Raw genomic sequence first — 14598 nt, 5'->3', positions numbered from 1 at the left:
CCGAAACCCGCAGCGGATCAGATCATCCTTGTTTTCATGCGTCCTGTTTGAATGCCGCATCGAAGGAGGTCGACGAAGCAGGGAAATCCAGCCTCTTCAACGCCGCCAGCGCCTCGGGCGCGCCGTAGAGCCGATCCATGCCAGCGTCTTCCCATTCGATGGAAATCGGGCCTTCGTAACCGATCGCGGCGAGGGCCCTGAATGCATCTTCCCAAGGCACGTCCCCGCGGCCGGCCGAGACAAAATCCCATCCCCTGCGCGAGTCGCCCCATGGCAGGTGCGAGCCCAGGCCGCCATTGCGGCCGTTGCCCATCCGCATGCGGGTGTCCTTGCAATCCACGTGGTAGATCTTCTCGGCGAAGTCCGAAATGAAACCCACCGTGTCGATGCCTTGCCACACCATGTGGCTCGGGTCCCAGTTCAGCCCAAAAGCCTTGCGGTGCCCGATGGCCTCAAGGGTCTTGACCGTCGACCAGTAATCATAGGCAATCTCCGATGGATGGACTTCATGTGCAAAGCGCACACCGCATTCGTCAAAAACATCCAGGATCGGGTTCCAGCGGTCAGCAAAGTCTTGGTAACCAGCGTCGATGACCTCTGCCGGCACTGGCGGGAACATCGCGACATACTGCCAAATCGAGGATCCGGTAAAACCGACGACTGTTTCAACGCCTAGGCGCTTGGCCAGCCGTGCGGTGTTCTTCATTTCCTCGGCAGCCCGCTGGCGCACTCCCTCGGGGTCTCCATCTCCCCAGACCCTGTCTCCCACAATGGCCTGATGGCGGAAGTCGATCGGGTTGTCGCACACAGCCTGTCCCTTGAGGTGGTTGGAGATGGCCCAGAGTTTCAAACCATATTTTTCCAGGATCCCCAGGCGCTCGGCGATGTAGTCGTCATCATCCCACCGCCACGCGTCAAGATGCTCACCGGAGACCGCGATCTCCAGGCCGTCATATCCCCAACCTGCTGCCAGACGTGCCACCTCCTCTAGGGGCAAGTCGGCCCATTGGCCGGTAAATAAGGTGAAATCGCGTGCCATCCGTTGGCTCCTTTTCGTTTGGTTCCCTCGTGCTGCCTTGGGGTGTTCCTTATGCTGTGGTGGTCCACGTGCTGTTGCTGGCTGCGCTGCGCTGGACCGCGTCCAGGACGCACTGCACTTGATGCCCATCATCGAATGACGGTTCTGGCTGCTGGCCAGCCCCGATGGCATCAATGAAATCCTTGGCCTGGTGCACAAATCCGTGCTCGTACCCCAGCGTATGTCCGGTGGGCCACCAGGCAGAGATGTAGGGGTGCTCCGGCTCCGTCACCATGATTTGCGTAAATCCTTGGCGGGTGGCCGTTGCCGTTGCATCGTAGTAGCCCAGCGAATTGTAGTTCTCCAGGTCAAAGGAAATTGCCCCCTTGGAGCCTGAGACCTCAATGCGCAATGAATTCTTGCGCCCGGTGGCCATGCGGGTCGCCTCGAATGTGCCGAGAATTCCCCCATCAAATCGAGCCGTGAACGCTGCAGCGTCATCCACGCTCACCGGACCCAGCTGCGTGGGTGCATCGGGCAACGGGCGTTCGTCGACAAAGGTCTGAAGCAGGCCGCTCACTCCAACAATCCTCTGGCCGGTGATGAATTGGGAGAGGTCCACGGCATGGGCTCCGATGTCCCCCAGGGCGCCGGTGCCGGCGTGCTCCTTTTGCAGCCGCCAAGTCAACGGCGAACGATCATCGTGCAGCCAATCCTGCAGATATGCGGCGCGCACCTGGCGCACCTGCCCGATCGCTCCGCTGGCCACCAGGTCACGGGCAAAGGTTGCAGCGGGCACCCTGCGGTAGGTAAATCCAACCATCGCCTGGACACCCTTGTCCGCGTTGCGGGCTGCGGCAGCCATGGCTTCGGCTTCTTCAAGGGTGTTGGCCAAAGGCTTTTCGCACAGCACGTGCTTGCCGGCAGCCAAGGCGGCAATGGCTATTTCTGCATGCGAATTCCCCGGCGTGACAATATCGACTACGTCAATGTCTTCGCGTTCTATGGCGGTGCGCCAGTCGGTTGACGTTTCAGACCAGCCCCATTTTTCCGCAGCAGCGTCGACGCCGGCGGCGTTGCGGCCAACCAGCAGCGTCATTTCTGGTTGAAACGGAAGATCAAAAAACCTTGGCGCGACTCGCCATCCTTGTGAATGCGCAGCACCCATGAATCCATGCCCGATGAGGGCGATTTTCAAGGCTGGTTTTTGGTTGGGCATGTGTTTCCTCCTGCTGTGGATCTTCATGGGATCGCGTTCGGGGCAGCTGAACCGTGCAAGGCAAGCCACCCCGAAACGCCTTGTGCTCGGTTTAGGAGCTGAACGCCGTCGGCAGGTACTGGTCGACGTTGTCCGAGGTGACAACCGGAGCATTCAAAACGATGCGCTTGGGCACCTCAACTTCGACCAGGTCGCTCATGGCCTTGTTCTGCGCGATCAGTCGTGCCAGGCGAACACCGTCTGCAGCCTGGGTGGATGGGTAGAGAACCGTGGCTTCCAGCACCGATTCACCGCCCTTGATCAGATCCATGGCGTTTTTGGAACCAGCGCCACCGACCATGAAGAATTCATCGCGGCCAGCGCTGTCGATGGCCGCGAGCACGCCATGGCCCTGGTCATCGTCGTGATTCCAGATGGCATCAATCTTTGGCGCGGCCGCGAGCAGCTGCGAAGCGGCCGCTTCGCCGCCGGCGACGGTGAAGTCAGCTGGCACGCGGTTATCGACATCCAGGCCACAGGTCTTCAGCGCGTCGGCGAACCCCTTGCTGCGGTCTTGAGTCAGCGGCAGGGAATCGACGCCCGGGATTTCCGCAACAACGGCATCGGGCTTGTCGCCGAGGCGCTCGCAGATGTATTCGCCGGCGCTACGGCCCATGCCGTAGTTATCGCCCAGAATGGTGGTGCGGGCGGCGGCAGGGCTGGAGAATTCGCGGTCCACATTGATGACTGGAATTCCCGCGTCCATGGCCTTGGTAGCCACGGCGGTCAGCGCAGCGCCATCGGTCGGCAGCAGAACGATCGCGTCTACCTTGTCGTTGATGAACTGCTCGACTTGGCTGATCTGCAAGTTGGCATCATTGGTGCCTTCGGCAACTCGCAAGTCGACATCCTCCAGCGAATCGCCTTGCGCGATGGCGGCCGAGTTGATTGCGCCGAGCCAGCCGTGGTCGGCAGCCGGGCCCGAGAATCCGATGACCACTTCGTCGCCCGCCGCGGCGTTGCCTTCGCTTGAGGCATTCGATGGCTGGGCGCTACCGCCACCGGAATCCGATGAGCAGCCGGTGATCAGTGCGCCGACCGCTAGGAGGGCACCGGTAGTGATGAGCATTTTCCGTCCGGAAGGAACTGCAAGCATGTCTATCTCCTCAGTGAGTAAGGTGCAGCGCCGCCGCGTGCAAACCGAACTGTTCGGGCACCAGCGTGCGTGACTATTGTCACAATAACAGAAGTTCGGGGAAAATCGACGAACTTCTACCGATTGCCGACATAATGTGTTAGATTCATCACATGATGCAAGATGAAAATCCACGTCCGCTCCTCGAAGTGCGCGGGCTCACGAAGCAATTCGGAGCCGTTCAAGCGCTCAAGGGCGTTGACTTGTCCGTGCTCCCTGGTGAGGTCCATTGCGTCATGGGACAAAATGGCGCCGGCAAATCCACCTTGATCAAAACCCTCTCCGGCGTACACCAGCCAGACGAAGGCGAAATTTTCTGGGAAGGAGAACAGGTCGGCATCCCCTCTCCCACGGCTGCGCTGGGGCTCGGCATCGCCACCATGTACCAGGAACTCGATGTGGTTGATGGCCTGAGCATTGCCGAGAACATCTTCTTGGGCCACGAGCGGGCCACCGGAGGGGTTCTGCATGTGAAAAAGGCCAATGCCGTCGCGCGAACCCTTCTGCGCCGACTGGGGCACGGCAGCCTCTCACCATCACGCGAGGTCGGAACGCTCTCGGCCGCCAACAAGCAAATTGTCAGCATGGCCCGGGCGCTCTCCCGCGACACCAAGCTGATCATCATGGATGAGCCAAGCGCGATCCTCGACGCAGGAGAGGTGCAGAACCTGTTCCGCGTGGTCCGGGAATTGACGTCCCAAGGCATCGCCGTCGTCTACATTTCCCACCGTCTGGAAGAGATCCGCGAGATCGGCGACCGTATCTCCGTGATCAAGGATGGGCAAAGCACCGCCAATAACCTGGACGTGGCAGACACCCCCAAGGCCGAGCTCATCCGGAGGATGACCGGACGCGATGTCGCCAACGTCTTCCCTGAACGGACCGCCATCCCGGCCGATGCCCCAGTGGTTCTCGATGTCGCCGATCTGGAGCTGGCCGGCCACTTCGAAAAGCTCAGCTTCAGCGTGCGCGCCGGAGAAATCCTCGGCTTTGCAGGACTTGTCGGCTCCCAGCGCTCGGAAATCGTGGAAACCATCTACGGTGCCCGGAAGGCCACCGGCGGGCAGGTCAGCGTGAAGGGAAAGAAGCTGACCGCCGGTTCGGTGACCTCCGCGGTGGACGCCGGCATCGGCCTGTCGCCGGAAGAGCGAAAGAGCCAGGGCCTGATCCTCGACGAGCCGATCTACAAGAACGTCACGCTCTCCACCTTCGAGCGCTTCGCGCGCACCGGATTGCTGGACGAATCGGCAGAGCGGCGCGCAGCCCGGGAGCAAATTGATGCCCTGGAACTGCGCCCCGCTGATCCGCAGCGACCGGCAAGAACCCTTTCCGGCGGAAATCAACAAAAGATCCTGCTGGCCCGCTGGCTGGTACACGGTACGACGGTGCTGCTGCTCGATGAGCCTACTCGTGGCGTCGACGTGGGAGCTCGTGCAGAAATCTATACGCTGATCCGCCGCTTGGCAGATGCCGGGACCGCCATCATCATCATTTCCAGCGAGATCGAAGAAGTCCTCGGCCTCTCCGACAATGTCCTGGTCATTGACGATGGACAGGTCCTGGCCCAGAAAACAGCAACTGAAATTGACGAGCACGGTGTGCTCGACCTAGTCATGAAGGGAAGTGCCGCGTGAGCAAGCAGAAGACCCAAGCTGCCGAGCAACTTGAACAGACCTCGGCCCAGAAGCCAATCGACCACCTCTCGGCAACCGGACCCTCCGGCGGCGTGCTGCAGAACCTGATGCACGGGCCAGCAGGGCGGAGCCTCGGCCTGGTTGTCGCCTTGGTCGTGCTGGTACTGATCGGCCTGGTCACCAGCGGTGATCGTTTCACGTCTTCGGAGAACATGCTTGTCATCCTGCGGCACGCTTCGATCATCGGAGTGTTGAGCATCGGCGTCACCTTTGTCATCACCGCTGGCGGCATCGATTTGTCGGTCGGATCCGTCTTGGGGCTGACCTCCGTGGTCGGCAGCTTGACGGCGGTCCAGGCTGCCGCGTCCGAGTCCACCTGGCTGCTGATGGTTGTCGTTTCGCTGCTCGTGGGCGCCGTGGCCGGCCTGATCAACGGCGTCATCATTGCCTACGGCAACGTGGTGGCGTTCATTGCCACCCTGGCCACGCTGGTGGCAGCCCGCGGGCTGGCCGAAATCATCTCGGAACGCCGGACCCTGCTGGTAACCAATACCGGCTTCACCAAGTTCATGCGCGCCGACTTCCTGGGAGTGCCGGTACTCGTGTGGATCTTCGCCTTGGCCGCGGCCGCCGGGTGGTTCTTGCTGAACCGGACCACCTTCGGACGCCGCACGGTAGCCATCGGCGGAAACCTCGAGGCATCGCGCCTGGCCGGTATCAAGGTCAAGCGGCACATCGTCTCGCTTTACGTACTGGTCGGCATCGCCGCAGGCATTGCCGGGCTGATGATGATGGGACGCACGACCTCCGGGACCTCGACCCACGGCTATCTCTACGAGCTGGACGCAATTGCCGCGGTCGTTGTCGGCGGAACGCTGCTGGTCGGCGGCCGAGGAACCATCATGGGCACCGTTCTCGGCGTCCTGATCTTCAGCACCCTGACCAACGTGTTCACCCAGAACAACATGGACACCTCGGTCCAGGCACTGGCCAAGGGCGCGATCATCGTGCTGGCCGTCCTGCTGCAGCAGCGCTTCGCCTCCGGCAAAATGCGCAAGGCCAAAAAGCAACCTCTCAAGGCCTAGGAGTCACGCGTGGACCTCGATGTTGGCCTGGCGCTGGTTGAGCAGCGGCTGCACCGATTTTTCATGGAATCGAAACTTCGTGCAGCCGCTCAGGGGCCAAGCTACCTGCAACTGTGGGAAGCGCTCGAACGCACCTCGCGTGGAGGCTCCCGCTCCCGTCCACGCCTAGTGCTCCTTGCCTATTCCGGCTTCGGTGGCACAGCTGCCACCGAGGCGACCGGGGTGGCAGCCGCCTTCGAGCTGCTGCATAACGCCCTGCTGGTCCACGATGACGTCATCGACCGGGACCTGCTGCGCCGCGGCTCGCCCAATGTCGCGGCCACCTACAGGAACGCAGCCCTGCAACGAGGTGCCAGCCCCGTCGCGGCCGATCATGCCGGGGCCTGCGCTGCAATCCTCGCCGGCGACCTGGCCCTGGCCGGCGTCTACCAGGTGATCCGGTCCTTGCCGGTCTCCGAGGCCCTCCACCGCGAGCTGCACTGCGTTGTGGACCAGGCGATTTTCGCTTCGGTGGGAGGCGAGTTATTCGATATTGAATCCAGCCTCGGACCTGACATGCCGCCGCTGGAAGAAATCCTGAACACTGCGCGCCACAAGACGTCCGCCTATTCATTCGAAGCCCCGCTGCACGCCGGAGCGATACTGGCTGGCGCCCCCGAACAGGCGAGATCCGCGCTGGCGTCTTTTGGCCGGTTCGCCGGCATCGCCTATCAGATTGCCGACGATGTGCTGGGCGTGTTCGGCGAGCAAAGCCAAACCGGCAAATCCCGCTGGGGTGATCTGCGCGAAGGCAAGCGGACCATCCTGCTCTCCTACGCTGCGACCCAGCCACAGTGGGACAGCGTCGCCGGGCTCATTGGCACACCGCAAATGACTGCATCTGAAGCAGAAAAAATCCGCGCCATGCTTATTGCCTGCGGCGCCAAGGACTACGCCATCGCCTCAGCGGTTCAGCATGCCGAAAAAGCGCTGGGCTGCTTGGCCATTGACGAAATTCCCGATCGCCTGCGCGAGCGCCTGGGCAGCCTGCTCATGGCATCAGTCAATCGCGTCCACCTGTCCGCAACTGCAGTCTGAACCGCCGAGAGCACGAGCGTATTTATCGCTTTGGTGCAGATACGATGGTGGTGGGAGCAGGCGCAAAGGTCCTGCCAAGAAGGGACCATCCGGACGTGGAAAGCAATTCGAGGAAACCTGCGAGTGCCCGTGCAAGCGGTGCTGGGCTCGGCAGCAATCGCGACACAACCCGGCAGCATAATCTCTCCACCGTCTTGACACTGGTGCACTGCTCCGCGGGAATCTCCCGTGCCGAACTGACTCGGCTCACTGGCCTGAACCGCTCGACCATCGCCGCGCTCGTTGGCGAATTGGCGCAGCTGGGATTGGTACTTGAAAACGAACCGGATCAACGACAGCAGCACGGCCGCCCTTCCATCATGATCAGCCCCGGCCCCGGCGTGCTCGCCTTGGCCGTGAATCCTGATCTGGACGCCGTGAATGTCGCCTTGGTGGCCCTGGGCGGAAGCATCGTGAACCCGGTGCGCTTCCACACTGTTGCTCCCCCATCCACCGCCGAAGTAGTGAATATCGTTTCGGCAATCTACACCGGCATGGCCACGTCCTTGCCCGAGAATCGTCGAGTCGTCGGCGTCGGTGTTGCCGTGCCCGGTCTGGTGGATCCGGCCGACGGAACTGTTATCGAGGCCCCGCAGCTGGGGTGGCAAGAAGAGCCCCTGGCCGCGCACCTGTCCGCTGCGCTCAACCTGCCCGTCTCATGCGCCAATGACGCGATTGTCGGGGCACGCGCGCAAGCAGCCTTCGGCGCGGGCCGCGACGTCTCGGATTTTGTATACCTCTACGGCGGCGCCAGCGGCATCGCAGGCGGCATCCTCAGCGGCGGCCAGTTGCTGCAGGGGGCTACTGGTTTTGCCGGCCAGATCGGCCACCTGCTGGTACGCACCGATGGCGCCAGTTGTTCTTGCGGTTCTGCAGGCTGCCTGGAAGCAGAAGTGACCCGCGAGGAACTTCTGCGCGCGACCGGGGTTCCATCCGGACAAGCCGAAGATCTCGAATCCACGGTTCTCGGGCTCTTTGAATCGGGCAACGCCCCGGAAGCGCTGCTTGAAATTCTCCAAAGGCAGTCCCGCCTCCTGGCCGTAGCGCTGCGGGCCCTGGTGCATCAGCTGAACCCATCGGTGTTTGTGCTCGGTGGATTCCTGCGCATCTTGGCCAGGACGATGCCCGCGCTGCTCGAAGACGCCGTCCGTGTCGGCGGGGCACGTTCAGCGCGGGAACAAGTTGCCATCGAGCTGGCGCCATTGGGTGACGATCCGGTTTTGGTCGGAGCGGCCGAGCTGGCGTTCACCGAGCTGCTGGCTGATCCAGCCCGCGTGCTTGGCACGGCATCACCGGCGCCCATCGATTCCTGAACTGCCAGCGCTGGACTAAAAACTCGCAGGCTGTATTGCACAGGCCAAAAAAGGCGGTTGGCCCCTTCCCATCAGGGAACGGGCCAACCGCCTTTTTGCCTGGAACAGCCAATTTGCTTCTAGTTGCTGGCCGCTTCCAAAACCACTTCGGCGGTACCGGTGAGCGGCTTCGAGCCGCCGTCGCCCTGGTCCGTGTACGTGGCATTGAATACTGCAGAAAGATCATCTACTGCAGGGTCGTGGCCCTCTGGCACCGTGGTGACGAAGGAGCCGGTGCAGCCCTTGGTGGTAGTCTGCGGATGTCCGTGGGTATGGTGGCCCAGGATGTAGCTCACTTCCACCAGCGAGCAATCAACTGGCTGGTCATCGGAAACCTTGACTTCGTAGCTGACGGTATCGCCAAATTGGAAGGCCTGGCCCGGAACCGGGGTGATGAACTCGATGACCGGCTGCTGGTTGCCCACTTCAATTTCTACTTCAGCTGAAGAATGGCGCCCGCGATGCTTGCCACCGAAGTCGGTTACGGTCAGCGTGGCAGTGTACTTTCCATCTTCCTGGTAGGTGTAGGTCGGGGATGCCTCGGTGGAATCCACAACGCCATCGGAATCGAAGTCCCAAGCGTACCGCAGCTTGTCGTTGTCGGCGTCGGCGGTGCCTTCGCTGGAGAATTCAACAGTCAGCGGCGAAGTGCCAACAGTAGGCGTTCCCGAGGCCACTGCGACGGGACTGTGGTTGCCGCCCTCACCGATATAGTCGATGCGCGCGACCTGGGCATCCTCGTTTTCGCCGAAGTAGCCGTCGCCGTATTCGAGGATATACAGTGCACCGTTCGGGCCGAATTCCATATCGATCGGATTGTCGGTCACAATCGAGGAAATCACGTTCTCGATGGAAACTAGTGAACCATCTTCAACCGTCATGCCCTTGATGTAGTCGCGAGTCCACTCGTAGAAGAGCGCTTTGCCGTCGAAGTAGGATGGCCAGGCCACCGGGCGTGGTCCACGGGTTGCTTCTGCGTTGAATTCATAAGCTGGCCCTGCCATGGGGCCGATGCCTCCGGTGCCAAGCTCTGGGAACTGCTCCGACTGGCCGTAGGTGTACCAGACATCTGCAGTGGCCACAGGTGGCAGCTGCGTCAGGCCGGTATTGTTCGGTGACTCATTCACCGGTGCAGCGCAGTTGAATTTCTCGCCGGAAACGCCGGTGACAAAGTCATAGTCGTTGTACGGGAGGCTTTCGGTGGCGCAGTATGGCCATCCATAGTTGGCCGGTTCCGTGGCGATGAGCCACTTGCCGGTTCCGGCAGGTCCCCGGTCAGGGTTTGCGCTCCTGGCATCGGGCGAATAGTCGCCAACGTAAAGCTCTCCGGTGCTCTGATTGACATCGATGCGGAATGGGTTGCGCAGGCCCATCAGGTAAATCTCCGGGCGGGCACCGTCGGTGCCTTCGTCGAACAGGTTGCCTTCGGGGATGGTGTAGCCGCCGCCATCCTTCGGGGTGATCCGCAAGACCTTGCCGCGCAAGTCGTTGGTGTTTGCCGCAGTGCGCTGGGCGTCGTATCCCGGATTGGACTCGGGGTTCTCGTCGATCGGAGTGTACCCGCCGGACACGAACGGGTTGGTGTCGTCTCCGGTTGAGAGATACAAGTCGCCCTTCGCGTCGAAGACGATATCGCCGCCAACGTGGCAGCACAGCCCGCGGGTTGCCGAAACATCGATGATCTGCTGCTCGGTGTCCAGATCGATTGACTTTCCATCAAATTGGAATCGTGACAGCCGGTTGACGCCGTTGAAGGGTTCAAAGTCGGCTGCGGTGCCGCTGACCGGGGCGTCCCCCTCGTTGATATCGGCGGTTTCAGGATCGTCGACTGGGGTGTTCATCGGCGGTGCGTAGTACAGGTAAACCCAGTTGTTGCCATCGGTACCGAACTTGGGGTCCAAGGCGATGCTCTGCAATCCCTCTTCGTCGTGGCGGTATACGTCCACTTCGGCTGCCAAGGAGTTGACGCCGCTGGTGGCATCATTGAGCCACACTTCGCCACTGCGGGTGGTGTGCAGAACACTCCCATCGGGCAGGACTGCGAGATCCATCGGCTCGCCAGGAGTGTCATTGAGCGTTACCTTCTGGAAGGCCGAGTCCGCTGGCACAACCGGCACCGGGGCCTTGGGTTGGGCAGAAGCTGGCACGCCGGCCAGGGCCGAGGCAAGCACAGCTGCTGTAGCAAGCCCGGCGCTCGCGCGCAGCATATGTCGTTTGGAAAAGTGCGCGGAAACCACGCCGTGCGGAGCTCTGTCCGCGTTCCCTGTTCGGTTGACTTTCATGGTTCACTTCCTTGTCGCCATTGATTCGGAGCTGGTCGAATCGGGTCAATTGGAACGTTAGTGGCTTGTCTCACAATTTGCTAGTGGTTTCACAAAACAAACTCAGAAAAATCTAATATTTCCACTCGTCCATATCTGCTAGATTACGCACAAAATCAAGGTCAATAGGCAACCTTGACCTTGATTTTATTTTGTTGCATCAAACGCTAAAATACGTGTTGGTGGATATCAAAGCGATGAAGCCACCGACGATTCGAGGCCCTGCGCATGCAGGACCAGGGACTTCACCGACGCTGCCGGCACGGCTCGGCCCGACTCCAAAAGGGCCGAAATCTCGGTTGACACCGAGACATCCGAGCAGAGGATCAATGGCATATCCTGGGCAGATTCCGCCAGGCGCCCATGTGTGCCTTTTACGCAGGAAGGATCCAGCGGAACGGTGCTCATGGCATACCGCAAGCCCGCTTTCTTCTTGAGCAGGTTTACACCGGCCTTGGCCTTCGCCCAACGATCAGCAGGGTCAAAGAACAGCTCAGCCGGGTCGTAGCCTGGCTTGCGATGGATATCCACCCCGCGGGCATATTCTGGCGCGCGCGAGTCGTCCAGCCAGAAGTAATAGGTGAACCACGCACCGGGTTCAGCCACGACAACCAGTTCCCCGGAGCGCTGGTGATCCAGCCCATACCGGGCCTGCGCCTGCCGATCAAGCACTTCGTCAACACCGTCCAGGGCACGCAATATAGCCGCCACTCGTCCGATGTCGGCCTCGTGCTTCACGTAAACATGGGCGACCTGATGATCCGCGACGGCGAATGCCCGCGAGGTCCAGGGGTCCAACTGCTCCCGTCCGTCTTGAACGTAGACTTCGAGCAGGCCCTCGCGCCGAAGCTCGCGATTGATGTCCACCGGCGTATGCGCATCTTCGATGCCGTATTCAGCGACCACCATCACGGTGTAGCCATCCGCTTCAGCCTCATCAATCAATGGGGCCAACGCGGCATCCAGTTCGGCCGCAGCGGCGTCCGCCTCTGCCGAGCGCGGGCCGAAACGCTGCAGGTCATAATCCAGGTGCGGAAGGTAGGCAGTCACCAGGTGCGGTGCACGGGTACGAATTACATGCCTGGTTGAGTTGATGATCCATCGGCTGGAGGCTATGGACGCGGTCGGACCCCAATACTGGAACAGCGGGAATTCGCCATGGGCATCGACCAATTCATCATGCAGCTCGGGCGGCCGCATGTATGCGTCAGGGGATTTGCGCCCGTCAGCATGATAGATAGGTCGCGGAGTCACGGTCAGGTCGGTGCTCATTCCCATCGCGTACCACCAGCAGATATTCGCCGAGGTGTACTCGGGTTTCTGCAGCCGGGCAGTCTCCCAAATGCTTTCTCCAGCCACCAGGCGATTGTGCTGGCGCCACAGGTGCACCTCCCCCAGTTCCCGGAAATACCAGCCGTTGCCAACAATTCCATGCTCGGACGGAGGCAGGCCGGTCAGCATGGTCGCCTGGGCCGAGCAGGTGACGGCAGGCAAAACGGTGCCCAGCCTTGCCGACCAGCCTTGGTTGGCCAATTTCGCAAGCCGCGGCATGCGCGCCAGCGCCCGGGACGTCAATCCGACGACGTTAAGTAGCAGTACTGGTTTCACATTGCTCCTGTACAAAATTGGTAGGACGTACTCGATGCCATCAGTGGCACTATTCAGCTCGCGTGCACCGGAGCCATCAGATTCTCTTCAGCCCATACCAGTTCGGCGGCGATTCCGTCGACGATGCCGACTTCCTCGGCATTGCCATGCTGCGGAAGCACGCTCCAGGTATAGGTTTCGACATCCAAATGAACCTCGTCCGCATAGGGAAGCTTGCCTGCCTCGCTCACCGTCGCTTGCAATACATCGGTGGTCGTTTGCAAGGGAGCGGCCGGAACATGGTGCAAAGGAATATGGAAGTGCACCCGCCACGGACCTGACCCAGGCAGTTCGGCGAGCGCGGTGTCCAGGTCATCGGCCGGAATCACTCCTGCAGCCGAGGATTCGCGCACCTGGTGCAGGTATTTCGGTTCAACAAAACTTTCCAGCGCGGCACGTGCCGTGCGGTCCTTCGGGTCGAGCACGTGCAGAGCTGCCGAGGCCTGGACCTTGACGACTCGCAAGCCCGCATTCTGGATCTGCGCGATGGCTCCGGCAGGATCAGCGAACGAGACAGCCAGGTGGCAGGTGTCAACGCAAACCCCGACAAACTCCGGATCGATGCCCCGTTCCAGCCGGGCACCGAGCCATTGGACAATGTCGCTGATGGTGTCGAGCACGCATCCCGGCTCTGGCTCGATGGCCACCCGCACGGTGCGGCCGGTACGTTCCTTGAGCTCGCGAAGCCCCTGGCTCAACTGCGCAAAAGCGTTGGTCGCTGCCTGGTCCTGGGCTTCATCCCATGGGTCGCGCCAAGCCAGCGGAAGCGTGGAAATCGATCCGACTTCCCCTTCCGGCAGCAGATCCGCGAGGATCTGCGCGCAGCGCAGCGTATATTCCAAGCGCGCTGGCTCGGCCCACGTAGGCAGATAGACTGCATGCTTGACAACTTCATCGTGGAATCCGCCATAGGGAAAAGCATTGATGGTGTGCAGCTGCAGGCCCTCAGCCTCTAGCACTTCGCGCAGGGCCTGGCGGTCCTGCTCGCTAGCTGCCAATCTCGTGGCCAGTGCGGAGGGGATCCACAGCCCAACGCCGAGGACCTGCAGGCCGGCTCGGCGCCGGATATTGCCGGCGTAGTGGCGCAACTGGGTGATGACGCCTTCCAAATCCTCTGCGGGATGGACGTTGGTGCAGTAGGACAGTCTCATGAGACTCTCTCCCCTCGTAGTACGGAATTCCCCTCAAAGCCAGCAGCAGGGTCAGGGAAAGCACTGCTTTCGAATCCGGGAATAGGATCAAGGATCAATTGGCCGCTTTGCCCGTAGAACTCCACCGGATTGCGCCATAGGACCTGGTCCACATCTTCTTCGCTGAATCCAGCGGCCAGCATCGCTTCTGCTGTGCGCCTGGTTTTTAATGGATCAGACCGTCCCCAGTCGGCAGCCGAGTTCACCAGCATGCGCTCGGTGCCGTAGCGCTGCAGCAAGTCGACCATGCGCCGTTCATCCATCTTTGTGTCCGGGTATATGGAGAAGCCCATCCAGGAACCAGCCTCCTTGACCATTTCGATATTGGTTTCGTTGAGGTGATCCACCAGCACGGTGCCGGCCGCGATCCCGGATTCGCGCACCACGTCCAGGGTGCGCCGGGTTCCGGCGAGCTTCTCGCGGTGCGGCGTGTGCACCAGGACCGGCAAGTCGTACTCGCGGGCCAGTTGCAGCTGGGTCGCAAAGGCATGGTCCTCGGCAGGTGTCATGGAGTCGTAGCCGATTTCGCCGACCGCGACGACACCCTCCTTCACCAGGTAGCGAGGCAGCTCTTCGAGCACGGGTACGCAACGAGGGTCGTTGGCCTCCTTGGGATTCAAGGCAATCGTGGCATGATGCCGAATTCCGAATTGGGCGGCCCTGAACCGTTCCCACCCGAGCAATGAGTCAAAATAATCCAAGAACGACTCAACGCTGGTGCGCGGCTGCCCCAGCCAGAACGCCGGTTCAACCAGAGCACGCACCCCCGAAGCAAACATTGCTTCATAGTCATTGGTGGTGCGGCTGCTCATGTGGATATGAGGGTCAAAGATGCGCATGCT

General features: G+C 61.1%; 11 protein-coding genes. 4 read left to right on the top strand and 7 right to left on the bottom strand.

What is annotated here, in order from left to right; all coding sequences use genetic code 11:
* Nucleotides 1-34 precede the first annotated feature (34 nt).
* From AOZ07_RS05720 to AOZ07_RS05710, 3 genes are all read right to left on the bottom strand, one after another.
* Nucleotides 35-1039: a sugar phosphate isomerase/epimerase family protein gene (locus AOZ07_RS05720; protein ID WP_060701112.1), complete on the bottom strand. Its 1005-nt coding sequence runs from the start codon at nucleotides 1037-1039 to the stop codon at nucleotides 35-37.
* Nucleotides 1040-1088: 49 nt separating this feature from the next.
* On the bottom strand, nucleotides 1089-2237 hold the full coding sequence (locus AOZ07_RS05715; protein ID WP_060701111.1) for a Gfo/Idh/MocA family protein: 1149 nt from the start codon (nucleotides 2235-2237) through the stop codon (nucleotides 1089-1091).
* A 91-nt stretch (nucleotides 2238-2328) separates the two neighbouring features.
* A complete protein-coding gene (locus AOZ07_RS05710; RefSeq protein ID WP_060701110.1) occupies nucleotides 2329-3372 on the bottom strand; it encodes a substrate-binding domain-containing protein in 1044 nt (347 codons plus the stop codon).
* Nucleotides 3373-3524: 152 nt separating this feature from the next.
* Here AOZ07_RS05710 and AOZ07_RS05705 point away from each other — a divergent pair, with 152 nt between their 5' ends.
* The 4 genes from AOZ07_RS05705 to AOZ07_RS05690 all read left to right on the top strand — a co-directional run bounded on the left by AOZ07_RS05705 (nucleotide 3525) and on the right by AOZ07_RS05690 (nucleotide 8559).
* A complete protein-coding gene (locus tag AOZ07_RS05705; RefSeq protein ID WP_236995278.1) occupies nucleotides 3525-5045 on the top strand; it encodes a sugar ABC transporter ATP-binding protein in 1521 nt (506 codons plus the stop codon).
* Nucleotides 5042-6130: an ABC transporter permease gene (locus tag AOZ07_RS05700; protein ID WP_417935208.1), complete on the top strand. Its 1089-nt coding sequence runs from the start codon at nucleotides 5042-5044 to the stop codon at nucleotides 6128-6130. The genes AOZ07_RS05705 and AOZ07_RS05700 overlap by 4 nt, the downstream gene beginning before the upstream one ends.
* A gap of 9 nt (nucleotides 6131-6139) precedes the next feature.
* On the top strand, nucleotides 6140-7207 hold the full coding sequence (locus AOZ07_RS05695) for a polyprenyl synthetase family protein (RefSeq protein ID WP_060701109.1): 1068 nt from the start codon (nucleotides 6140-6142) through the stop codon (nucleotides 7205-7207).
* 95 nt (nucleotides 7208-7302) lie between these two features.
* Nucleotides 7303-8559: an ROK family protein gene (locus tag AOZ07_RS05690; RefSeq protein WP_075972568.1), complete on the top strand. Its 1257-nt coding sequence runs from the start codon at nucleotides 7303-7305 to the stop codon at nucleotides 8557-8559.
* A 119-nt stretch (nucleotides 8560-8678) separates the two neighbouring features.
* Here the strand turns inward: AOZ07_RS05690 and AOZ07_RS05685 are convergent, their stop codons facing one another.
* The 4 genes from AOZ07_RS05685 to AOZ07_RS05670 form a co-directional block, all read right to left on the bottom strand.
* Nucleotides 8679-10880, bottom strand: coding sequence for a PQQ-dependent sugar dehydrogenase (locus AOZ07_RS05685; protein ID WP_207758470.1), 2202 nt, complete (start codon nucleotides 10878-10880; stop codon nucleotides 8679-8681).
* Between the two features lie 228 nt (nucleotides 10881-11108).
* Nucleotides 11109-12527, bottom strand: coding sequence for an alkaline phosphatase family protein (locus AOZ07_RS05680; protein ID WP_060701107.1), 1419 nt, complete (start codon nucleotides 12525-12527; stop codon nucleotides 11109-11111).
* 53 nt (nucleotides 12528-12580) lie between these two features.
* Nucleotides 12581-13717, bottom strand: a complete 1137-nt coding sequence (gene eboE, locus AOZ07_RS05675; RefSeq protein WP_060701106.1) for a metabolite traffic protein EboE — start codon at nucleotides 13715-13717, stop codon at nucleotides 12581-12583.
* Entirely contained in the window at nucleotides 13714-14595 is an 882-nt protein-coding gene (locus tag AOZ07_RS05670; RefSeq protein ID WP_060701105.1) for a TatD family hydrolase, read from the bottom strand. Before AOZ07_RS05670 ends, eboE begins: the two co-directional genes overlap by 4 nt.
* Between the last annotated feature and the right edge of the window lie 3 nt (nucleotides 14596-14598).

It is taken from the genome of Glutamicibacter halophytocola, from assembly GCF_001302565.1.
Taxonomy (GTDB): Bacteria; Actinomycetota; Actinomycetes; order Actinomycetales; family Micrococcaceae; genus Glutamicibacter; species Glutamicibacter halophytocola.
The sequence above is the reverse complement of the archived record's forward strand: the minus strand, read 5'-3'. Positions and strand labels throughout refer to the sequence as shown.